The sequence below is a fragment of the Streptomyces sp. NPDC054932 genome (assembly GCF_053610205.1).
Genome location: NZ_JBSGXU010000001.1, coordinates 125,022 through 143,546 on the forward strand (window position 1 = coordinate 125,022; position 18,525 = coordinate 143,546).

Below are 18,525 nucleotides of genomic sequence, written 5' to 3' on the forward strand. Positions count from 1 at the left end.
AAGGCCCTGCTCAGCAGGGCCTTGATAAAGATCGGAAGATACGAAGGATTGCACGCCCTCCGGATCGCGACGGACCTCAGGGAAGCTCGGAGACTCCGGCGACGGGCCAGCTCATCCGGATCGTTCCGCCCGATTCGCCACTGCTCACCTCGACGTCGTCGACGAGCCCGCTGATCACCGCGAGGCCCATCTCGTCCTCGGCCTCGCCGTCGGACTCCAGGACGGCGGTGATGCCGGGCACGGCGTCGGCCGCACTGCCGGAGGGCCCGGGGACCTCGTCGCCGACCTCGATGGAGAACACCTTGTCCTCCTCGATCAGCACCACCCGGACGGGCGCTGTCAGCCCGTTGCTCCGATGGAGTCCGACGGCACGCGAACATGCCTCACCCACGGCGAGGCGGACCTCGTCGAGGACGGCTTCCTCCACGCCGACCCGGCGTGCCACGGCGGCCGCGACCAGGCGGGCCGTCCGGACGTGTTCGGGCTGGGCGCTGAAGCGCAGTTCAACGGTGGCCATGCGCGTCCCCCTCGGACTACGGGCGTGCCTTGACAGGGGCCCGGGCCACCCGTGGCCCGGTACCCCCGCTCACCTTGTCGGCTCCCTGCCGCCCGGAGGCCGCGGGGAGCCGGCCGGAGCCGTCAGTCAGTGGCGTTGACGGCGTCTTCCACAGTGGTGTGGATCGGAAACACCTTGGTCAGACCGGTGATCCGGAAGATCTTCAGGATGCGCTCCTGGTTGCACACCAGACGGAGCGAGCCCTCGTGCGCACGGACACGCTTGAGGCCTCCCACGAGCACACCAAGGCCGGTGGAGTCGAGGAAGTCCACTCGCTCCATGTCGACAACCAGGTGGTAGCTGCCGTCGTTCACCAACTCGACCAACTGCTCGCGCAGCTTGGGCGCGGTATACACATCAATCTCGCCACCGACCTCCACGACCGTACGGTCGCCGACAGTGCGAGTCGACAGGGACAGGTCCACGGATCCTCCAGCACCTTGCTATCGAGCGACGCCCCCCCACCCGAAGGTAGATGAGGGATTGGCTGCCGCGATGGCATTCAATCACTTACCGGCAGGCGCGCACGACGCCTTCGGACCATTGTCCCGCACGCCGGTGACACACTCGGTTCCGATGGCCAACACATCCGGTCCCGGACGGCCCACGGCACCCGCGGACCCTCGACCCACCCCCGACACGGTCCTGGACCGCCTGTCACGGGGGCCTTCCCGTGCTGCGCGCATCACCCATACGGAGCACTTGCCCCCTCGGGCGGGTCGTCATGCAGTCTGGCCGGACCGCATCCGAACAGACGTCGTAGCCGCGATCCAGTCGGCCGGAATCGACCATCCGTGGGAACACCAGGCCGCGGCGGCCGAGCACGCCCTCGACGGAACGTCCGTGGTCGTGGCCACCGGCACCGCCTCGGGCAAGTCCCTGGCCTACCTCGCACCCGTGCTCTCCGCCCTCGCGGACGGCGCCGGGGCCCCGAACGGCAGGGGCGCGACCGCCCTGTACCTGGCCCCCACCAAGGCCCTGGCGGCCGACCAGCGGCGCGCCGTACGGGAACTGGCCGCCCCGCTGGGCAACGCCGTACGCCCCGCGGTCTACGACGGGGACACGCCCGTCGAGGAACGCGAGTGGGTGCGCCAGTACGCGAACTACGTCCTGACCAACCCCGACATGCTGCACCGCGGGATCCTGCCCGCCCACCCGCGCTGGTCCTCCTTCCTGCGGGCCCTGCGTTACGTCGTGATCGACGAGTGCCACACCTACCGCGGGGTCTTCGGCTCCCACGTGGCACAGGTCCTGCGCCGGCTGCGGCGGCTGTGCGCCCGCTACGGCGCGCAACCGGTCTTCCTGCTGGCCTCCGCCACCGCGAGCGACCCGGCCGCGGCCGCGTCCCGGCTGACCGGCGTACGGGTGATCGAGATCACCGACGACGCCTCACCGCGGGGCGAGGTGGTCTTCGCCCTGTGGGAGCCACCGCTGCTCACAGAGCTGCGGGGCGAGAAGGGCGCTCCCGTACGCCGTACGGCCACCGCGGAGACGGCCGACCTGCTCACCGACCTGGTGGTCCAGGGGGTCCGTACGGTCGCCTTCGTCCGCTCCCGGCGCGGCGCCGAGCTGATCTCCGTGATCGCCCAGGAACGGCTCGCGTCGGTCGACCGGTCGCTGGCCCGCCGGGTGGCCGCCTACCGGGGCGGCTACCTCCCCGAGGAGCGCCGGGCCCTGGAGCGGGCCCTGCACTCCGGAGAGCTGCTCGGGCTGGCCGCCACGACCGCCCTGGAGCTCGGCGTGGACGTCTCGGGCCTGGACGCCGTCCTGATCACCGGCTACCCGGGTACGAGGGCCTCCCTGTGGCAGCAGGCCGGCCGCGCGGGGCGCTCGGGCCAGGGCGCCCTGGCCGTCCTGATCGCCCGGGACGACCCGCTGGACACCTATCTCGTCCACCACCCCGAGGCGCTGTTCCGCCAACCGGTGGAGGCCACCGTCCTGGACCCCGACAACCCGTACGTCCTCGCCCCCCACCTGTGCGCAGCGGCGGCGGAGCTGCCGCTGACCGACGCCGACCTGGAACTCTTCGGCCCGGCGGCCAAGGACCTCCTTCCTCAGCTCGAAGCGGCGAAACTGCTGCGCCGCCGGGCGACCGCCTGGCACTGGACCCGCCGGGAACGGGCCTCGGACCTGACCGACATCCGGGGCGGCGGCGGCCGCCCGGTGCAGATCGTCGAGGCGCAGACCGGCCGGCTGCTGGGTACGGTCGAAGAGTCGGCGGCCCACACCGCCGTCCACGAAGGGGCCGTCCACCTCCACCAGGGCCGCACCTATCTCGTGAACCACCTGGACCTGGAGGATTCCGTCGCACTCGTGGAGCAGGCGGACCCGCCCTTCTCCACCACGGCCCGTGACACCACCTCCATCTCCATCCTGGAGACCGAGACCGAGATCCCGTGGGGCTCGGCCCGGCTCTGCTTCGGCTCCGTCGAGGTCACCAACCAGGTCGTCTCCTATCTGCGCCGCAAGCTGATCACCGGCGAGGTGCTGGGCGAGGCCAAGCTCGACCTGCCGCCCCGCACCCTGCGCACCCGGGCCGTGTGGTGGACGGTGACCGAGGACCAGCTCGACGAGGCCCGGATCAACCCGGAGATCCTCGGCGGCGCCCTGCACGCCGCCGAACACGCCTCCATCGGCATGCTCCCGCTCTTCGCCACCTGCGACCGCTGGGACATCGGCGGCGTCTCCGTGCCGCTGCATCCCGACACCCTCCTCCCCACGGTCTTCGTCTACGACGGCCACCCCGGCGGGGCCGGCTTCGCGGAGCGCGCCTTCGGTACCGCCCGCTCCTGGCTCACGGCGACCCGCGACGCGATCGCCGCCTGCGAGTGCGAGGCCGGCTGCCCTTCGTGCATCCAGTCCCCCAAGTGCGGCAACGGCAACGAGCCCCTGCACAAGCGCGGCGCCATCCGCCTCCTCACCCGCCTTCTCTCCGCATCCCCACCCGCCCCGGACGCGGAGACCTGACGGATCCCTGCCCCCGGCCCCGGCCGGCCCGGACCCCGGGCGCCCGCCGGGACACCGGCCGGGGTACAGGCCGGGGTACAGGCCGGGGTCATCGGCCCGGAGGCTCCCCGGGCGGGCCCGCGCGGGCCCGGATCGCGGGCGTGAAGGGGCCCGCCGCCACCCGGGCGGTGACCTCGGCCACCTCGCCCCGCAGGAGGCACCCGCCCAGGGCTGCGCCCTGGGCCCGGGCCACCCGCAGGGCCGTCGCGCACGCCGTCTGCGGCCCGTGGGCCCAGGTGGCCGCCGCGGCGAGCGCCGCCAGGTCCGCGGCCGCCGCCGCCCGGTGGCGGGCCACGACGGCCTGGCCGAGCAGCAGCACGCCGCCGAACACCGCACCCAGCACCGTCGCCACCAGCGCCGCCCAGACCGTGGCCGAACCCCTGTCCCGGCTCACGGCGGCGGCCCCACGCTGTCCTCCGCCAGGGCCACCGCCTGCGCGCCGAGCTGTACCGGCAGCCCGCCCGGCCCGGGCGCCGGCGCCGCCACCCGGACCCGCCACAGGTCACCCACCCGCTCCAGCTCCACCCGCGCCCCGGGCGGGGCGGCCGCCCGGGCCGCCGCCTGCGCCACGTCCACCGGCTCCGACCTGGCCGCCGCCCGGGCACCGGCCCGGGCCGCGTCCACGCACCGGATCTGCGCGGCCGCCGCCATCAGCGCCCACACCAGCAGCGCCGCGAACAGCACCAGCGCCGGAATCACCAGGGCCGCCTCCGCCGTCACATATCCCCGGTCCGACTTTCCCCGGCCGCCCCGTGCCCCACCCTCAGAACGGCACATCGAGGGCCTTTCCGATGGTCGACTGAAGGGCCGTGGCGACGACTTCGCTCGTCACCACCTTGTAGAGGACGGCCGCGAATGCACAGGCCGCGATCGTGCCCATGGCGTATTCCGAAGTGGACATCCCCGCGTCGCTCCCGCGCCCGCTCAGTGCCGTCCGCACACGAAACCAGATGATCCTCATGACAACCTCCTGTGGATTTCCGCTGTTGATGTCCGGGGTCAAAGTGACTTCAGGTGTTCGAGAGAAGTCCCGAGGCCATACCGATCACCACCGGCGCGACCCCGATCGCAAGAAAGGCGGGGAGAAAACACAGCCCCACCGGCGCCGTGACGAGAACCGCCGCCCGTTGCGCCCTCGCTCCCGCCCTGCGGGCCCGGTCCTCCCGGAGCCCGGACGCGAGCCGGGAGACCGGTTCCGCCACCGGCGCCCCCGTCCGGGCGGCCCGTTCCAGGCATTCCGCGAGCGCCCGGGCACCGGGTATCTCCGCCAACCTCCCCCACCCGGCGCCCGGTTCGCCGCCGAGCCGCAGCTCGGCCCCGGCCCTCGCCAGCCGCTCGCCCACTGGTCCGCCCAGCGACTCCCCCACCACCTCGGCGGCCTCCACCGGGCCCGCCCCAGCCGCAAGACACGCGGCCAACAGATCTGCTGCGAACGGCAGCTGACGCTCCGCCTCCTTGGGATCCGCAGCGGCCGGCGGCCGCGGGCCGGCCTGCCACCGGTGCACGCCGAACGCGGCCAGGCCACCGACCGCCGCACCGGTCACTCCGCCGACGAGCACCCAGCCCGCCAGCAGCGCCCCGGCCGGACCGGCCCACACGGCCATCACACCGCGCACCGCGGTACCGAACACCGACCCGCGCCGCCCTGGTTCCACGCCCATCAGGGCCGCGGTCCTGCGCCGGGAGGCCCGCATCCGGACCCGCGCGGCAACCGCCCCCACCGCCCACAGCGCCACCACCGCCAGGCATACGGCGATCCCCAGCCTGTGGATGACATGGCCGCCCATCACTGCTCCCCCGCCCGGACGATCCGCCGGCACCACAACAGCCCCAGGGCCTCCAGTACGCCGCCCGCCACAAGGCACCCCCACCCCATCGGGGTGTGCAGCAGCACCCGCAGCGGATCCGCGCCCAGCCCGGTGCCGATCAGCAGGCCCACCACCGGCAGCAGGGCGAGCACCACCACCGTCGACCGCGCCCCCGCCAACTGGGCCCGCAGCGTCTGCTGCCGGTCCCGCTCGGCCCGCAGGGCACCCTCCAGCCGCTCCAGACCGGCGGCCAGTCCCGCGCCGCCGTCCACCGAAACCCGCCAGCAGGCCGCCATCCCGGCCAGCCCGTCCGCCCCGGGCTCCCGCGCGGCCTGGCGCAATGCGTCCGCCACGTCACCGCCGAAGGCCGCCGCGGCCAGTACCCCGGCCTCGGCCGCACCCGGCCCGCCGGGCCCGACGGCCGTGCGCCGCATCGCCGCCGTCAGGGCCTGGCCGGGCTGGGCCCCCGCCCGCAGCTCACCCACCACCGCCCCGCACAGGGCCACCACTTCGGCGGCCCGCTCCGCCCGGGCCCGCTCCCGCGCCCGTACCCGCAGCCAGCGCCGCACGAGCGGGACCGCGGCCGCCCCGGCACACAGCGGAATCACCGACCCGCCGAGCACCGCGAGCACCAGCCCGGCGCCGGGACAGGCCCACTCCCGCCACCGCGCCGCCCGCATCCGTACGGCGGCCAGCAGCCGCTCCCGGCGCAGCGGCCCGACCGGAACGATCGGCCCGCCCGCGACGAACAGCACCCGGGCCCGCCGGGACACCCGGTCACCCCCGGCGATCCCCCAGGCCGCCGCCCCGGCGCACAACACACCGGCGAACAGCGGCACCGGGAGCCCCGCCCCCGCGCTCACCGGGCACCTCGCAGCAGCGGGCGCAGCCGTTCCCAGCCCCGCTCCCGTACGAAGCCCCGCGCGGCCCAGCGCAGTGCCGGTACGGTGACCACCAGCCCGGCGGCGTCCCGCTCCAGCACGTGCACCTCGGCCAGTCGGCGCCGTCCCGCCCGGTCCCGCACCAGGTGGAGCACCAGGGTGAGCGCGGCGGCCAACTGGCTGTGCAGAGCGGCCCGATCGAGTCCGGCGGCCGTCCCGAGCGCCTCCAGCCGCGCCGGCACATGGGCGGCCGCGTTGGCATGAACCGTCCCGCAGCCTCCTTCGTGCCCCGTATTCAGGGCGGCGAGCAGGTCGGCCACCTCGGCGCCCCGCACCTCGCCCACCACCAGCCGGTCGGGCCGCATCCGCAGCGCCTGGCGGACCAGGTCCGCGAGGGTGACCAGGCCGGCCCCCTCCTGGTTGGCCGGCCGGCTCTCCAGCCGCACGACATGCGGATGGTCGGGGCGCAGCTCGGCCGAATCCTCGGCCAGCACGATCCGCTCGCCGGGCCCGACCAGGCCCAACAGGGCGCTGAGCAAAGTGGTCTTGCCCGTTCCCGTGCCACCGGAGACGAGGAACGACAGCCTGGCCTCGATCATGTCCCGGAGCAGTCGGTGCCCGCCGGGCGGCAGCGTTCCCGCATCGACGAGCTCCTCCAGCGTGAAGGCCCGCGGCCGCACCACCCGCAGCGAGAGGCAGGCGGAGCCGACCGAGACCGGAGGCAGCACGGCGTGCAGCCGGGTCCCGTCGGGCATCCGGGCGTCCACCCAGGGCCGGGCGTCGTCGAGGCGCCGCCCGGCCACGGCGGCCAGCCGCTGGGCGAGCCTGCGCACGGCTTCGGCGTCGGTGAAGGTCACCCCGGTCAGCTCCAGCCCGCCGCCCCGGTCCACCCACACCCGGTCCGGAGCCGCCACCAGCACGTCCGTGACCTCCGGATCGGCGAGCAGCGCCTCCAGCGGGCCCGCGCCGACCAGCTCCGACCGTAACTGGTCTGCGACACCCAGCACTTCGGCGTCCCCGAGCAGCCTGCCCTGGGCCCGCAGGGCAGCCGCCACCCGCGCCGGGGTCGGCTCCGCCCCGCTCTCGGCGAGGCGCCGGCGCACCGCGTCCAGGAGTACCGCGCTCATGCCGGCACCCCCTGGGCGGAGCCGAGGGCCCGCTGCCAGAAGCCGTCGCAGAAGCGGGCCAGCGCGCTCCGCCCCTGTGCCCCCGGCGGCTCCCCTTCGGCCACCCGCCCGGGCAGCCCCAGCTCGACCGGCACCTCCCCGGCCAGCGGCGCCCCCAACAGCCCGGCCACGGACTCCGGTTCGAGGCCGGCCTGGCAGCGGCCCCGTACGACGACGCGCACATCGCGGGCCACCATCCGCACCCCGGCCGCCACCCGGCCGGCGGCCGCCACCGACCGCAGTTCGCCCGGCACCACCATCAGCACCAGGTCGAGCTGCGCCAGCACCTCGGCCACGGCTTCGTCGACCCGTCGGGGGAGGTCGACCACGACCACCCCTCCCCGGCGGCGCGCGGCGGCCACCACCGACCGGATCGCCGCGGGCGGCACCACCACCCGGTCCCCGCGGTCCCAGCTGAGCACCCGCAGCGCGTGCAGCTCGGGCAGGGACTCCTCCAGCGCTCCGGCGCCGACCCGGCCGCGCGAGGCCGCGAAGTCCGGCCAGCGCAACCCTTCGGCACGCTCGCCCCCGAGCAGTACGTCCATGCCGCCGCCCAGCGGGTCTCCGTCGATGAGGATGGTCCGCTCCCCGGCGCGGGCCGCCCGCACGGCGAGCGCGCAGGCGAGGGTGGAGGCGCCGGCGCCGCCGCTGCCGCCGATCACCCCCACGGCGAGGGCGGGCCGACCGGCCCCCTCCACGACATCGGCGATGCGGTCGACGAGCCGGCTCTCGGCGTCGGGGAGCCGCAGCACCTCCTCGGCCCCGATCTCCACGGCCCGCTGCCACACGTGGGGGTCGTCCAGGTCCCGGCCGACGAGGACCACGCCGGCCCTGCGCGGCGCTCCTCGCACCCGCCGGGCGGCGTCGTCGCCCACCAGCACGAGCGGAGCGGATTCCCATCCCACACCCCCCGGCCCCGCCTCCGCCCCGGCGCCCGTCCCGAGCGCCCCGGCCGCCCCGTCCTGCTCGGGGAGCGCGTGGTGCACATGCGGTTCGGCACCCGCGGCGGCGCACAGCCTCAGCAGGTCGTCGAGCAGCTGTGGGTCCTCGGTGATGATCAGCGGCCGCCCGCCGCCGGGGGCGGATCCGGCCACGGAACGGGGGTGGACGCCCGCCCCGGCCCTCGTCCCCCTTCCGGCGACCACGGACTCCGGCGTTTCATACGACTTCGATCGCGCCACGATCTCCGCCTCCTTCTCGCTGCAAATCCAGCTGCCGCGGACTTCACGGCTGGAATCACCGTGCAGCGATCAGGAAAAAGAAGTGGATCTTGCCGGATAACTGTGGACAACCCATCGATTGTGAATAACCCCGTCACCCTCAGAGGTGAGTTCCGGAGTGCGGCGGAGCCACTACGCACCGTCACGAGTCTGATGTGGTGAGGGCCTTCGCCACGCCGGCCCCACACAAGAGGAAGGGCCGGAGGATGGTCGCTTGGGGCCGAAGGCAGGGACGCGAACCGCGTCCGGACATGCGACGACCCCCGCCGGGGGGGAGAGCGGGGGTCGTCCCCACGGTCCGACTCGGGGGGGGAGGAGCCAGACCGGGTTAGCACGGTCGCGAACGATCCGTGACTTCCATGGTGTACCCGAGAGCCTTCTCAGGCAAACCCACGCGCCACACCTTACGCCGAATGGTGGGCGCATATGCTCGGGGCGTGGAAAATCAGCCCTTGCCGCACTCCTCGCCTCGTACCGCAGCCTTCTTCGACCTGGACAAGACGGTCATTGCGAAGTCGAGCACCTTGACGTTCAGCAAGTCCTTCTACCAAGGCGGCCTGATCAACCGGCGGGCCGTGTTGCGCACCGCGTACACGCAGTTCATCTTCCTGGCCGGCGGCGCCGACCACGACCAGATGGAACGGATGCGGGAGTACCTGTCCGGCCTCTGCAAGGGGTGGAACGTGCAGCAGGTACGGGAGATCGTCGCCGAGACCCTGCACGACCTCATCGACCCGATCATCTACGACGAGGCCGCGTCCCTGATCGAGGCCCACCACACCGCGGGCCGCGACGTGGTGATCGTGTCCACCTCCGGCGCGGAAGTCGTCGAGCCCATCGGGGAGATGCTCGGTGCGGACCGGGTCGTCGCCACCCGCATGGTCGTGGGCGAGGACGGCTGCTTCACCGGTGAGATCGAGTACTACGCCTACGGACCCACCAAGGCGGAAGCCGTACGCGAACTCGCGGAGTCCGAGGGGTACGACCTCACCCGGTGCTACGCCTACAGCGACTCGGCCACCGACATCCCGATGCTGGAGGCGGTCGGCCACCCGCACGCCGTCAATCCCGACCGGGCGCTGCGGCGGGAAGCCGTGGCGCGCGAGTGGCCGGTCCTGGTGTTCAACCGGCCCGTGCGGCTGAAGCAGCGCCTTCCCGGGCTGTCCATGCCGACGCGGCCCGCCCTGGTCGCCGCGGCGGCCGTGGGCGCGGCAGCCGCCACGGCCGGGCTCGTCTGGTACGCGAGCCGCCGCCGCGCCCATGCGCTGGCCGCGGCCGCCTCCAGCTGAATGTCCTGACCTGCGGGGATAAGGGCTGTCCGGTTCGCCCTTGATCATCCCGGAAAGTAAAAAATGGAGCCAGGGGTTTCGCATGGCTCCGAAGCGGAGTACAAATAAAGCAACGGCCCGCGAGACCAAAGAACATCCGAGAGGATCATCTTTAAAACGCAGTAAGGCCCACGGACCGAAGCATGAGCGCCGAGCACCCACGCGACGTCGACCCGTCGATTACGGGCCAGCCGCACCAGGTAACGGGCAAAGACCCCGACCTGATGGGCATACATCGAGGACGCTTGGTAACTGGGCGTAAATGCCAGCGGCGACACCAAAGCAAGACGGTGTCGCCGCAACCCATGTCCGGGGCCTGCAAGCCCGCAACGGACACAGGGCCGAACGGACGCAGGACCGAACGGACGGGACCGGCCGAACGGACTACGGGCTCAGGCCGCGCCGCGCTGCAGGGCTTCGCAGACCGCCGTCGACTCGCGGACACCCAGCTCGACCGCCCGCCCGCAGTGCGCGATCCAGGCGGCCATCCCCTCCGCGGTCCCGGAGACATAGCCCTCGAAGGCCGCCAGGTAGGCGTCGTTCCCCTGTTCGGCGTGGCCGACCTCCGCCGGGCAGATCGCCTTCGGGTCCAGACCGCTGTTGATCAGGACGATCCGCTCGGCCGCCCGCGCGACCAGCCCGTTGTACGAGGCGAACGGGCGCAGGGCCAGCAGCTCGCCGTGCACCACGGCCGCCGTGATCAGGGCCGGGGCGGAGCCGCCCGCGATGATCAGGCGGGACAGTCCGTCCAGCCGGCCCGCGACCTCCTCGGCGCCCGGCAGCGGGAGTTCCACCAGGGGCTCCACCACCGGCTCGCCCGCCAGCCGCGGGCGGCCCACCACATCACCGTCGGCCGTCGACCCGCAGGCCACCAGGTGCAGCCGCGCGAGGACCCGTAGCGGCGACTGGCGCCAGATGCTCAGCAGCTGGCCGGCCTCGGCCGTGAGCCGCAGCGCCGCGCCCACCGTCAGCGCCTCCGGCTCCGAGCCGAAGTCGGTCCGGCGGCGCACCTCCTCCAGCGCCCAGTCGGCCCCGGACAGCGCCGCGCTCCCGCGGGCGCCGCGCAGGGCGGCCTCCGAGGTGATCTCGCCGCTGCGGCGGCGCATCACGCGGTGCCCGTAGACCCGGTCCACGGCCTTGCGTACGGAATCCACGGACTCGGCGACACCCGGGAGCCCGGCCAGGGGGGCCAGCGGGTCAGAAGCGCTACTCATAAGTAAGGAGCCTACGCACTGCGCCCCCGTAGCACCGACCCCTCCTTGGAGTGGTCTTCTTCACTCACCTTGACAACACCCTGCGACGGACCCACTACGCTTGGTGAACATGAAGATCGCTTTCGTGGGAAAGGGCGGCAGCGGCAAGACGACCCTGTCCTCCCTCTTCATCCGCCACCTCGCCGCCAATGAAGCCCCCGTCGTCGCGGTGGACGCCGACATCAACCAGCACCTGGGCGCCGCGCTCGGGCTCACCGAGGACGAGGCCGCCGAACTGCCCGCCCTCGGCGCGCACCTGCCCCTGATCAAGGAGTACCTGCGGGGTTCCAACCCGCGCATCGCGTCCGCCGACACGATGATCAAGACCACCCCGCCCGGCCGCGGCTCGCGCCTGCTGCGCGTCACCGAGGACAACCCGGTCTACGAGGCCTGCGCGCGCACGCTCCTGCTCGACGGGGAGCCCGTACGGCTCATGGCCACCGGGCCGTTCACCGAGGCCGACCTGGGCGTGGCCTGCTACCACTCCAAGGTCGGAGCGGTCGAGCTCTGCCTGAACCACCTCGTCGACGGCCCGGACGAGTACGTGGTCGTCGACATGACGGCCGGCTCGGACTCCTTCGCCTCGGGCATGTTCACCCGCTTCGACGTGACCTTCCTGGTCGCCGAACCGACCCGCAAGGGCGTCTCCGTCTACCGCCAGTACAAGGAGTACGCGCGGGACTTCGGGGTCGCGCTCAAGGTCATCGGCAACAAGGTGCAGGGACCCGAGGACATCGAGTTCCTCCAGGACGAGGTGGGCGAGGACCTGCTGGTCACCGTCGGGCACTCGGACTGGGTGCGGGCGATGGAGAAGGGCCGCCCGGCCCCCTTCGAGCTGCTGGAGGCGTCCAACCGGTTCGCCCTCCAGGAGCTGCAGGACGCCGCCGACGACTCGTACGCGCACCGCGACTGGGCGCGGTACACCGAGCAGATGGTGAGCTTCCACCTCAAGAACGCCGAGAGCTGGGGCAACGCCAAGACCGGGGTCGACCTGGCGGACCAGATCGACCCCGATTTCGTCCTGCGCGAGGGGGCCGAGGTGCTCGTCAGCCCTCGTCCGCACTCTCCTCGGCCGGCTCCGCAGCCGGCTTGACGCCCGCGGGGGCGGCCGGCACCGCCGGCGGCCCCGCGGTCAGGAACTTCTGCCAGCCCTCCTTCGGCGTCTCGCCGACGTCGAGGGTGCGCATCCACTCCAGGGCCTTCGGGTCCTGCGCGTCCAGCCAGTCCGCCAGCTCCCGGAACGGGACGCAGCGGACCTCCTTCTGGGTGCACATGTTCTTGATGGAGTCCTCGACGGCGCGCATGTAGGTGCCGCCGTTCCAGGACTCGAAGTGGTTGCCGATGATCAGCGGCGCACGGTTGCCCTGGTAGACGCGGTCGAAGGCCTGCTGCAGGCCGTCACGCATCTGCTCGCCCCAGTACGCGTGCTGCGAGGGGTCGCCCTGCGAGGTCGTCCCGGACTGGTTGACCATGTAGTTGTAGTCCATGCTCAGCGTGTCGAAGGCGCGCCCGGGCATGGGCACCAGCTGGAGCGGGATGTCCCAGAGCCCGTCCGTCTTCTTGGGCCAGATCTGCTTGCTGATGCCGCTGGAGTCGTAGCGGAAGCCCATGTCCTTGGCCGCCAGCATGAAGTTCTTCTGGCCTTCGAGGCAGGGCGTGCGGGCGCCGATCAGTTCCTTGTCGTAGTTGAAGGGGAGCGCCTCCAGGTCCTTCAGGCCCGAGTTGGTCTTCCAGCTCTTGACGAAGTCCTTGGCCTGGTTGATCTCGCTCTTCCACTCCTCCACCGACCAGGTGCCGACGCCGCCGTCGGGGCCGCAGAAGTGTCCGTTGAAGTGGGTGCCGATCTCGTTGCCCTCCAGCCAGGCCGCGCGGACCTGGGTGGCGGTGTCCCTGATGCCCTGGAGATCGCCGAAGCCGATGTCGGAGCGGCCGGGCGCGTGCTGCGGAGCCGTATAGAGGGAACGTTTCTCCTCAGGGAGCATGTAGACGCCGCTGAGGAAGTACGTCATGCGGGCGTTGTACTTCTTGCCGACCTCGCGGAAGTGGGAGAAGAGCTTCTGGCTGTCCTCACCGGCCCCGTCCCACGAGAAGACCACGAACTGCGGCGGCTTTTCTCCGGGCTTCAGCTTCTGCGGCTTCTGCACGTTCGGCTGCGCGCCGGTGTACGCGGTCGAGCCGTCGCCGATGGGCCGGTTGACGCTGCCGGGAGCCTCCGGCGCCGCGGCTCCCTTCAGTCCGTTCGGGGCCCCGGGAGCCGGGGACTTGGCGGGTTCCGAGGCGCTGCACCCGGCGGCCCCCAGGACCAGCGCCGTGGCGACCAGGCCGCCGGCGATCTTCTTCGTGGCGGCGATCATCCGCCCCACCTCTCCCTCGCAGTTCCATCGCAGGACTTCCGCGCCGCAACGTCCCATGCGATGGACTTTGAAGAAGGTATGACAAGCCGTACAAAATGCTTAATCACCCTTGAGTGCTAATTCGTACGTCATTTGCCCGTATTATTCACCGCTCGCCTTTACTCTCCATTACCATCCATTTACCGAGTGTTGAGACTCCCGCCGCTTCATCCCTCCCCAGAGGAGACGGGAACCCATGACAGCCACCTCCCTCACGCGCAAGACCCAGGAGATCCGCAAGGATCTCCCTTCGGACCTCTCCGCCTCCATCGCCGTCTTCCTGATCGCTCTGCCGCTCTCGCTCGGCATCGCCCTGGCCACCGGCGCCCCGCTCCAGGCGGGGCTGGTCGCCGCGGCGGTCGGCGGGATCGTCGCCGGACGGCTCGGCGGCGCTCCGCTCCAGGTGAGCGGGCCCGCCGCCGGACTCACGGTGGTCACCGCCGAGTTGATCCAGCGCTACGGATGGCGCACCACCTGCGCCATCACCGTGCTCGCCGGCGTGTGCCAGCTCGGCCTCGCCGCCCTGCGCACCGCCCGGTCGGCGCTCATGGTCAGCCCGGCCATCGTGCACGGCATGCTCGCGGGCATCGGCGTGACCATCGCGCTGGCCCAGCTGCACATCGTGCTCGGCGGCACACCCCAGAGCAATGCCGTGGCCAACGTCCTGGGGCTGCCCGGCCAGTTGGCCGATCTGCATCCGGTCGCACTCGGCGTCAGCGTGCTGACCCTGCTCGTCCTGCTCAGCTGGCCCCGGCTGCCCGGGAGGGCGGGCCGCGCCCTGCGCAGGGTGCCCGCGGCGCTCGCCGCCGTCGCCACGGCCACCGCCGTCGCCGCACTGGCCGGGCTCAGCCTGCCCCGGGTGGACCTGCCGTCCTGGCGCAGCCACGCCCTGCCCGAGCTGCCCGAGGGTCCGGTCCTCGGGCTCATCGCCGCGGTACTGACCATCACCCTGGTCGGCAGCGTGGAGTCGCTGCTCTCCGCCGTCGCGACCGACAAGCTGATCGCCTCCGAGCGGCGTACGGGCAACCGCCCGCCGCGCGCCGACCTCAACCGGGAACTGCGGGGTCAGGGCGCGGCGAACATCGTCTCCGGGGCGCTGGGCGGGCTGCCCATCACGGGCGTGGCCGTCCGCAGCGTGGCGAACGTCAAGTCCGGCGCGGTCAGCCGGAAGTCGTCCATGCTGCACGGCCTCTGGGTACTGCTCGCGGCCGGGCTGCTGGTCCCGGTCCTCGACCTGATCCCGCTCGCCGCGCTGGCCGCCCTCGTGATGGCCGTCGGCGTGCAGATGGTCAACATCACGCACCTGCGCAGTGTGACCCGGCACCGGGAGATCCTCGTCTACGGCACGACCATCGTGGCCGTGGTGCTCGGCGGGGTCCTGGAGGGCGTGGCCATCGGCATCGCCGTGGCCGTGGCGCTGGCCCTGCACCGGCTCACCCGGACCCGGATCACCATGGAGCGACTGGACAGCGGGGCCCACCAGGTCCGGGCGCGCGGGCAGTTGACCTTCCTCGCCGTGCCGCGGCTGAGCCGGGTGCTGAACCAGATTCCGCACGACACGCACGCGGTGGTCGAGCTGGACGGCTCGTTCATGGACCACGCGGCCTACGAGACGCTGCACGACTGGCAGGAGTCCCACCTGGCGCACGGAGGCTCGCTGGAGGTGACCGGCCGCGCCGGAACGTCGGCGCGACTGCCCGGATCCGAGCCCGCCGACGGGGCCGACACGGCGGGTGATGCCGGTGGCGGCGACACGGCCGGTCCGGCCGACGGAGGCCACCACGCGGACCGGTCCCGCCGCGCACCGCAGCGCGGGGTTCACCAGTGCTGCCGGCCCTGGACCCCGTGGCAGAACCACTGCGACCACCGTCCCGCGGGCACCCGTACGATCACCGCCGCGGCCGCGGCGGCGGCTGCCGCGGCGGCCGCCGGGGCGCCGGAGGAGGCCGCTGCGGAGAAGGCCGCCGCGCCCGCGTCCCGGAGCCGCGGCGCGGGCCAACTGGCCAACGGGATCAGCGCCTTCCAGCGCGACACCGCGCCCCACGTGCGGGACGAGCTGGCCCGGCTGGCGCGCGAGGGGCAGCGGCCCTCCCAGCTCTTCCTCACCTGCGCCGACTCCCGTCTGGTGACCAGCATGATCACGGCCAGTGGCCCCGGCGACCTGTTCACGGTCCGCAATGTCGGCAATCTGGTCCCGCTGCCCGGCGCGGAGTCCACGGACGACTCCGTCGCCGCGGCCATCGAGTACGCCGTGGACGTACTGCAGGTGGACAGCATCACCGTGTGCGGGCACTCGGGCTGCGGGGCCATGCAGGCGCTGCTCAGCTCCGCGCCCGGGACCCCGGTGACCCCGCTGCGCCGCTGGCTGAAGCACGGGCTGCCGAGTCTGGAGCGGATGGCCAGCCGCCACCACGCATGGGCCCGGATCTCGGGCCGGCTCCCGGCGGACGCCGTGGAGCAGCTGTGCCTGACCAATGTGGTCCAGCAGCTGGAGCACCTGCGGGCCCACGAATCAGTGGCGAGGAGGCTCGCCGAGGGCACCCTGGAACTGCACGGGATGTACTTCCACGTGGGCGAGGCGCAGGCGTATCTGCTGTCCGAGGGCGAGGACTTCTTCGACTGCCGGGTCTTCGACACGGTGGGCCAGCACGCCTGAACCGATACCCTCCCGTATTCGTGCAATCGTTTGGCCCCTCCCCGCCCCCTGCAGCGGGGTGGGGCCATTCGCACTCCGTTCTCGCGCGGACCGAGTCGTGATATAGGTCTAAACCAATTCTCGGCTACCCCTTGTCACCTGGGCCGCTGACTGATGAGCTATGCCCGGGGACACAACGGACACCCTGGGAAAGGGAGATGTCGTGAGCAATGAGAGCCTGGCCAATCTGCTCAAGGAGGAGCGGCGGTTCGCACCGCCCGCCGATCTGGCCGCCGCCGCCAATGTGACCGAGGCTGCGTACACACAGGCCGACGCGGACCGGCTGGGCTTCTGGGCCGAGCAGGCGCGGCGGCTGACCTGGGCCACCGAGCCGACCGAGACGCTCGACTGGACGAACCCGCCCTTCGCGAAGTGGTTCGCGGACGGCAGGCTGAACGTCGCGTACAACTGCGTGGACCGCCACGTCGAGGCCGGCAACGGCGACCGCGTCGCCATCCACTTCGAGGGCGAGCCCGGCGACAGCCGTGCGATCACCTACGCCGAGCTCAAGGACGAGGTCTCCAGGGCCGCCAACGCCCTGACCGAGCTGGGCGTCGAGGCCGGCGACCGGGTCGCCGTCTACCTGCCGATGATCCCCGAGGCGGTCGTCGCGATGCTCGCGTGCGCCCGCGTCGGCGCCGCGCACTCCGTGGTCTTCGGCGGCTTCTCCGCCGACGCCGTCGCCTCCCGCATCCAGGACGCCGACGCCAAGCTGGTCATCACCGCGGACGGCGGCTACCGCCGCGGCAAGCCCACCGCCCTGAAGCCCGCCATCGACGAGGCCGTCGCCAAGTGTCCGCAGGTCGAGCACGTGCTCGTCGTGCGCCGCACCGGCCAGGACACCGCCTTCACCGAGGGCCGCGACATCTGGTGGCACGACGCGGTCGGCCGGCAGTCCGCCGAGCACACCCCGCAGCCGTTCGATGCCGAGCACCCGCTCTTCATCCTCTACACCTCGGGGACCACAGGTAAGCCGAAGGGCATCCTGCACACCTCCGGCGGCTACCTCACGCAGGCCGCGTACACCCACCACGCGGTCTTCGACCTGAAGCCGGAGACCGACGTCTACTGGTGCACCGCCGACATCGGCTGGGTGACCGGGCACTCCTACATCGTCTACGGGCCGCTCGCGAACGGCGCCACCCAGGTGATGTACGAGGGCACTCCCGACACCCCGCATCAGGGCCGGTTCTGGGAGGTCATCCAGAAGTACGGCGTCACCATCCTCTACACCGCGCCCACGGCCATCCGGACGTTCATGAAGTGGGGCGACGACATCCCCGCGAAGTTCGACCTGTCGAGCCTGCGCGTGCTGGGCTCGGTCGGCGAGCCGATCAACCCCGAGGCCTGGATCTGGTACCGCAAGCACATCGGCGGCGACCGCTGCCCGATCGTGGACACCTGGTGGCAGACCGAGACCGGCGCGATGATGATCTCCCCGCTGCCGGGCGTCACCTCCACCAAGCCGGGCTCCGCGCAGCGCGCCCTGCCCGGAATCTCGGCCACCGTCGTGGACGACGAGGCGCACGAGGTCCCGAACGGCGGGGGCGGCTACCTGGTCCTCACCGAGCCGTGGCCGTCGATGCTGCGCACCATCTGGGGCGACGACCAGCGGTTCATCGACACCTACTGGTCGCGCTTCGAGGGCAAGTACTTCGCGGGCGACGGCGCCAAGAAGGACGATGACGGCGACATCTGGCTGCTCGGCCGGGTGGACGACGTCATGCTGGTCTCCGGCCACAACATCTCGACCACCGAGGTCGAGTCGGCCCTCGTCTCGCACCCCTCGGTCGCCGAGGCGGCGGTCGTCGGCGCCAAGGACGAGACCACCGGCCAGGCCATCGTGGCCTTCGTCATCCTGCGCGGCAGCGCCTCCGAGACCGACACCCTGGTCGGGGAGCTCCGCAACCACGTGGGGGCGACCCTCGGTCCGATCGCCAAGCCGAAGCGGATCGTCCCGGTCCAGGAGCTGCCGAAGACCCGCTCCGGCAAGATCATGCGGCGTCTGCTGCGCGACGTGGCGGAGGACCGTGCGGTCGGTGACGTCACCACGCTCGCCGACTCCTCCGTCATGCACCTGATCCAGAGCAAGCTTCCGGCCGCCGCCGGCAGCGAGGACTAGCGAGGACTGAGGACGCGGGCCGGGGGCACCCGGCCCGCGACACACCGCGGGACACACCGCGGGACACACCGCGGGACACACCGAAAGGGGCACCCTG

The 18,525-nt window shown here is 72.5% G+C and carries 16 protein-coding genes; 5 read left to right on the forward strand and 11 right to left on the reverse strand.

Annotation, left to right across the window (positions count from 1 at the left end):
* Positions 1 to 76: 76 nt before the first annotated feature.
* Entirely contained in the window at positions 77 to 517 is a 441-nt protein-coding gene (locus ACWGE1_RS00635; protein WP_453418371.1) for an ATP-binding protein, read from the reverse strand.
* Between the two features lie 122 nt (positions 518 to 639).
* Positions 640 to 981 carry an anti-sigma factor antagonist BldG gene (gene bldG / locus ACWGE1_RS00640; RefSeq protein ID WP_008743037.1) on the reverse strand — a complete coding sequence of 114 codons (342 nt, stop codon included), beginning with the start codon at positions 979 to 981 and terminating at the stop codon, positions 640 to 642.
* A 70-nt stretch (positions 982 to 1,051) separates the two neighbouring features.
* Between bldG and ACWGE1_RS00645 the strand changes: the two genes are divergently transcribed.
* A complete protein-coding gene (locus ACWGE1_RS00645; RefSeq protein WP_453418372.1) occupies positions 1,052 to 3,523 on the forward strand; it encodes a DEAD/DEAH box helicase in 2,472 nt (823 codons plus the stop codon).
* A gap of 88 nt (positions 3,524 to 3,611) precedes the next feature.
* Here the strand turns inward: ACWGE1_RS00645 and ACWGE1_RS00650 are convergent, their stop codons facing one another.
* The 7 genes from ACWGE1_RS00650 to ssd are packed head-to-tail and all read right to left on the reverse strand — an operon-like array spanning position 3,612 to position 8,511.
* Positions 3,612 to 3,956 carry an Rv3654c family TadE-like protein gene (locus tag ACWGE1_RS00650; protein ID WP_453418373.1) on the reverse strand — a complete coding sequence of 115 codons (345 nt, stop codon included), beginning with the start codon at positions 3,954 to 3,956 and terminating at the stop codon, positions 3,612 to 3,614.
* A complete protein-coding gene (locus ACWGE1_RS00655) occupies positions 3,953 to 4,339 on the reverse strand; it encodes a TadE family type IV pilus minor pilin (RefSeq protein ID WP_453418374.1) in 387 nt (128 codons plus the stop codon). The genes ACWGE1_RS00650 and ACWGE1_RS00655 overlap by 4 nt, the downstream gene beginning before the upstream one ends.
* Positions 4,326 to 4,523: a DUF4244 domain-containing protein gene (locus ACWGE1_RS00660; protein ID WP_355409974.1), complete on the reverse strand. Its 198-nt coding sequence runs from the start codon at positions 4,521 to 4,523 to the stop codon at positions 4,326 to 4,328. The genes ACWGE1_RS00655 and ACWGE1_RS00660 overlap by 14 nt, the downstream gene beginning before the upstream one ends.
* A 49-nt stretch (positions 4,524 to 4,572) precedes the next feature.
* A complete protein-coding gene (locus ACWGE1_RS00665) occupies positions 4,573 to 5,349 on the reverse strand; it encodes a type II secretion system F family protein (protein ID WP_453418375.1) in 777 nt (258 codons plus the stop codon).
* A complete protein-coding gene (locus ACWGE1_RS00670) occupies positions 5,349 to 6,233 on the reverse strand; it encodes a type II secretion system F family protein (RefSeq protein ID WP_453418376.1) in 885 nt (294 codons plus the stop codon). Before ACWGE1_RS00670 ends, ACWGE1_RS00665 begins: the two co-directional genes overlap by 1 nt.
* Positions 6,230 to 7,378: a TadA family conjugal transfer-associated ATPase gene (locus ACWGE1_RS00675; RefSeq protein WP_453418377.1), complete on the reverse strand. Its 1,149-nt coding sequence runs from the start codon at positions 7,376 to 7,378 to the stop codon at positions 6,230 to 6,232. Before ACWGE1_RS00675 ends, ACWGE1_RS00670 begins: the two co-directional genes overlap by 4 nt.
* Complete coding sequence (gene ssd, locus ACWGE1_RS00680) at positions 7,375 to 8,511, reverse strand: septum site-determining protein Ssd (protein WP_453418378.1); 1,137 nt, start codon at positions 8,509 to 8,511, stop codon at positions 7,375 to 7,377. The genes ACWGE1_RS00675 and ssd overlap by 4 nt, the downstream gene beginning before the upstream one ends.
* A gap of 539 nt (positions 8,512 to 9,050) precedes the next feature.
* Here ssd and ACWGE1_RS00685 point away from each other — a divergent pair.
* Positions 9,051 to 9,926: an HAD family hydrolase gene (locus tag ACWGE1_RS00685; RefSeq protein ID WP_453418379.1), complete on the forward strand. Its 876-nt coding sequence runs from the start codon at positions 9,051 to 9,053 to the stop codon at positions 9,924 to 9,926.
* Positions 9,927 to 10,357: 431 nt separating this feature from the next.
* On the opposite strand, the gene ACWGE1_RS00690 is transcribed toward ACWGE1_RS00685, so the two are convergent.
* Entirely contained in the window at positions 10,358 to 11,179 is an 822-nt protein-coding gene (locus ACWGE1_RS00690) for an oxidoreductase (RefSeq protein WP_453418380.1), read from the reverse strand.
* Positions 11,180 to 11,288: 109 nt separating this feature from the next.
* Between ACWGE1_RS00690 and ACWGE1_RS00695 the strand changes: the two genes are divergently transcribed.
* A complete protein-coding gene (locus ACWGE1_RS00695) occupies positions 11,289 to 12,311 on the forward strand; it encodes an ATP-binding protein (RefSeq protein ID WP_453418381.1) in 1,023 nt (340 codons plus the stop codon).
* On the opposite strand, the gene ACWGE1_RS00700 is transcribed toward ACWGE1_RS00695, so the two are convergent.
* On the reverse strand, positions 12,265 to 13,572 hold the full coding sequence (locus tag ACWGE1_RS00700; protein ID WP_453418382.1) for a hypothetical protein: 1,308 nt from the start codon (positions 13,570 to 13,572) through the stop codon (positions 12,265 to 12,267). The two genes, ACWGE1_RS00695 and ACWGE1_RS00700, sit on opposite strands and share 47 nt — an antisense overlap.
* Before the next feature lie 235 nt (positions 13,573 to 13,807).
* Between ACWGE1_RS00700 and ACWGE1_RS00705 the strand changes: the two genes are divergently transcribed.
* Together ACWGE1_RS00705 and acs are read left to right on the forward strand one after the other, a co-directional pair.
* A complete protein-coding gene (locus ACWGE1_RS00705) occupies positions 13,808 to 16,267 on the forward strand; it encodes a SulP family inorganic anion transporter (RefSeq protein WP_453418383.1) in 2,460 nt (819 codons plus the stop codon).
* A gap of 160 nt (positions 16,268 to 16,427) precedes the next feature.
* Positions 16,428 to 18,428 (forward strand): acetate--CoA ligase, encoded by a 2,001-nt coding sequence (gene acs / locus ACWGE1_RS00710; protein WP_453418384.1) that lies wholly within the window; start codon positions 16,428 to 16,430, stop codon positions 18,426 to 18,428.
* Positions 18,429 to 18,525 lie beyond the last annotated feature (97 nt).

Bases quoted from the DNA above. Each gene is read 5' to 3' on its own strand.
- acs (WP_453418384.1), top strand. From the start codon at position 16,428: ATGCCCGGGGACACAACGGACACCCTGGGAAAGGGAGATGTCGTGAGC.
- ACWGE1_RS00655 (WP_453418374.1), bottom strand. From the start codon at position 4,339: ATGTGCCGTTCTGAGGGTGGGGCACGGGGCGGCCGGGGAAAGTCGGAC.
- ACWGE1_RS00705 (WP_453418383.1), top strand. From the start codon at position 13,808: ATGACAGCCACCTCCCTCACGCGCAAGACCCAGGAGATCCGCAAGGAT.
- ACWGE1_RS00685 (WP_453418379.1), top strand. From the start codon at position 9,051: ATGGTGGGCGCATATGCTCGGGGCGTGGAAAATCAGCCCTTGCCGCAC.
- ACWGE1_RS00695 (WP_453418381.1), top strand. From the start codon at position 11,289: ATGAAGATCGCTTTCGTGGGAAAGGGCGGCAGCGGCAAGACGACCCTG.
- ACWGE1_RS00635 (WP_453418371.1), bottom strand. From the start codon at position 517: ATGGCCACCGTTGAACTGCGCTTCAGCGCCCAGCCCGAACACGTCCGG.
- ACWGE1_RS00660 (WP_355409974.1), bottom strand. From the start codon at position 4,523: ATGAGGATCATCTGGTTTCGTGTGCGGACGGCACTGAGCGGGCGCGGG.
- ACWGE1_RS00700 (WP_453418382.1), bottom strand. From the start codon at position 13,572: ATGATCGCCGCCACGAAGAAGATCGCCGGCGGCCTGGTCGCCACGGCG.
- ACWGE1_RS00690 (WP_453418380.1), bottom strand. From the start codon at position 11,179: ATGAGTAGCGCTTCTGACCCGCTGGCCCCCCTGGCCGGGCTCCCGGGT.
- ACWGE1_RS00675 (WP_453418377.1), bottom strand. From the start codon at position 7,378: ATGAGCGCGGTACTCCTGGACGCGGTGCGCCGGCGCCTCGCCGAGAGC.
- ACWGE1_RS00645 (WP_453418372.1), top strand. From the start codon at position 1,052: ATGGCATTCAATCACTTACCGGCAGGCGCGCACGACGCCTTCGGACCA.
- ACWGE1_RS00665 (WP_453418375.1), bottom strand. From the start codon at position 5,349: ATGGGCGGCCATGTCATCCACAGGCTGGGGATCGCCGTATGCCTGGCG.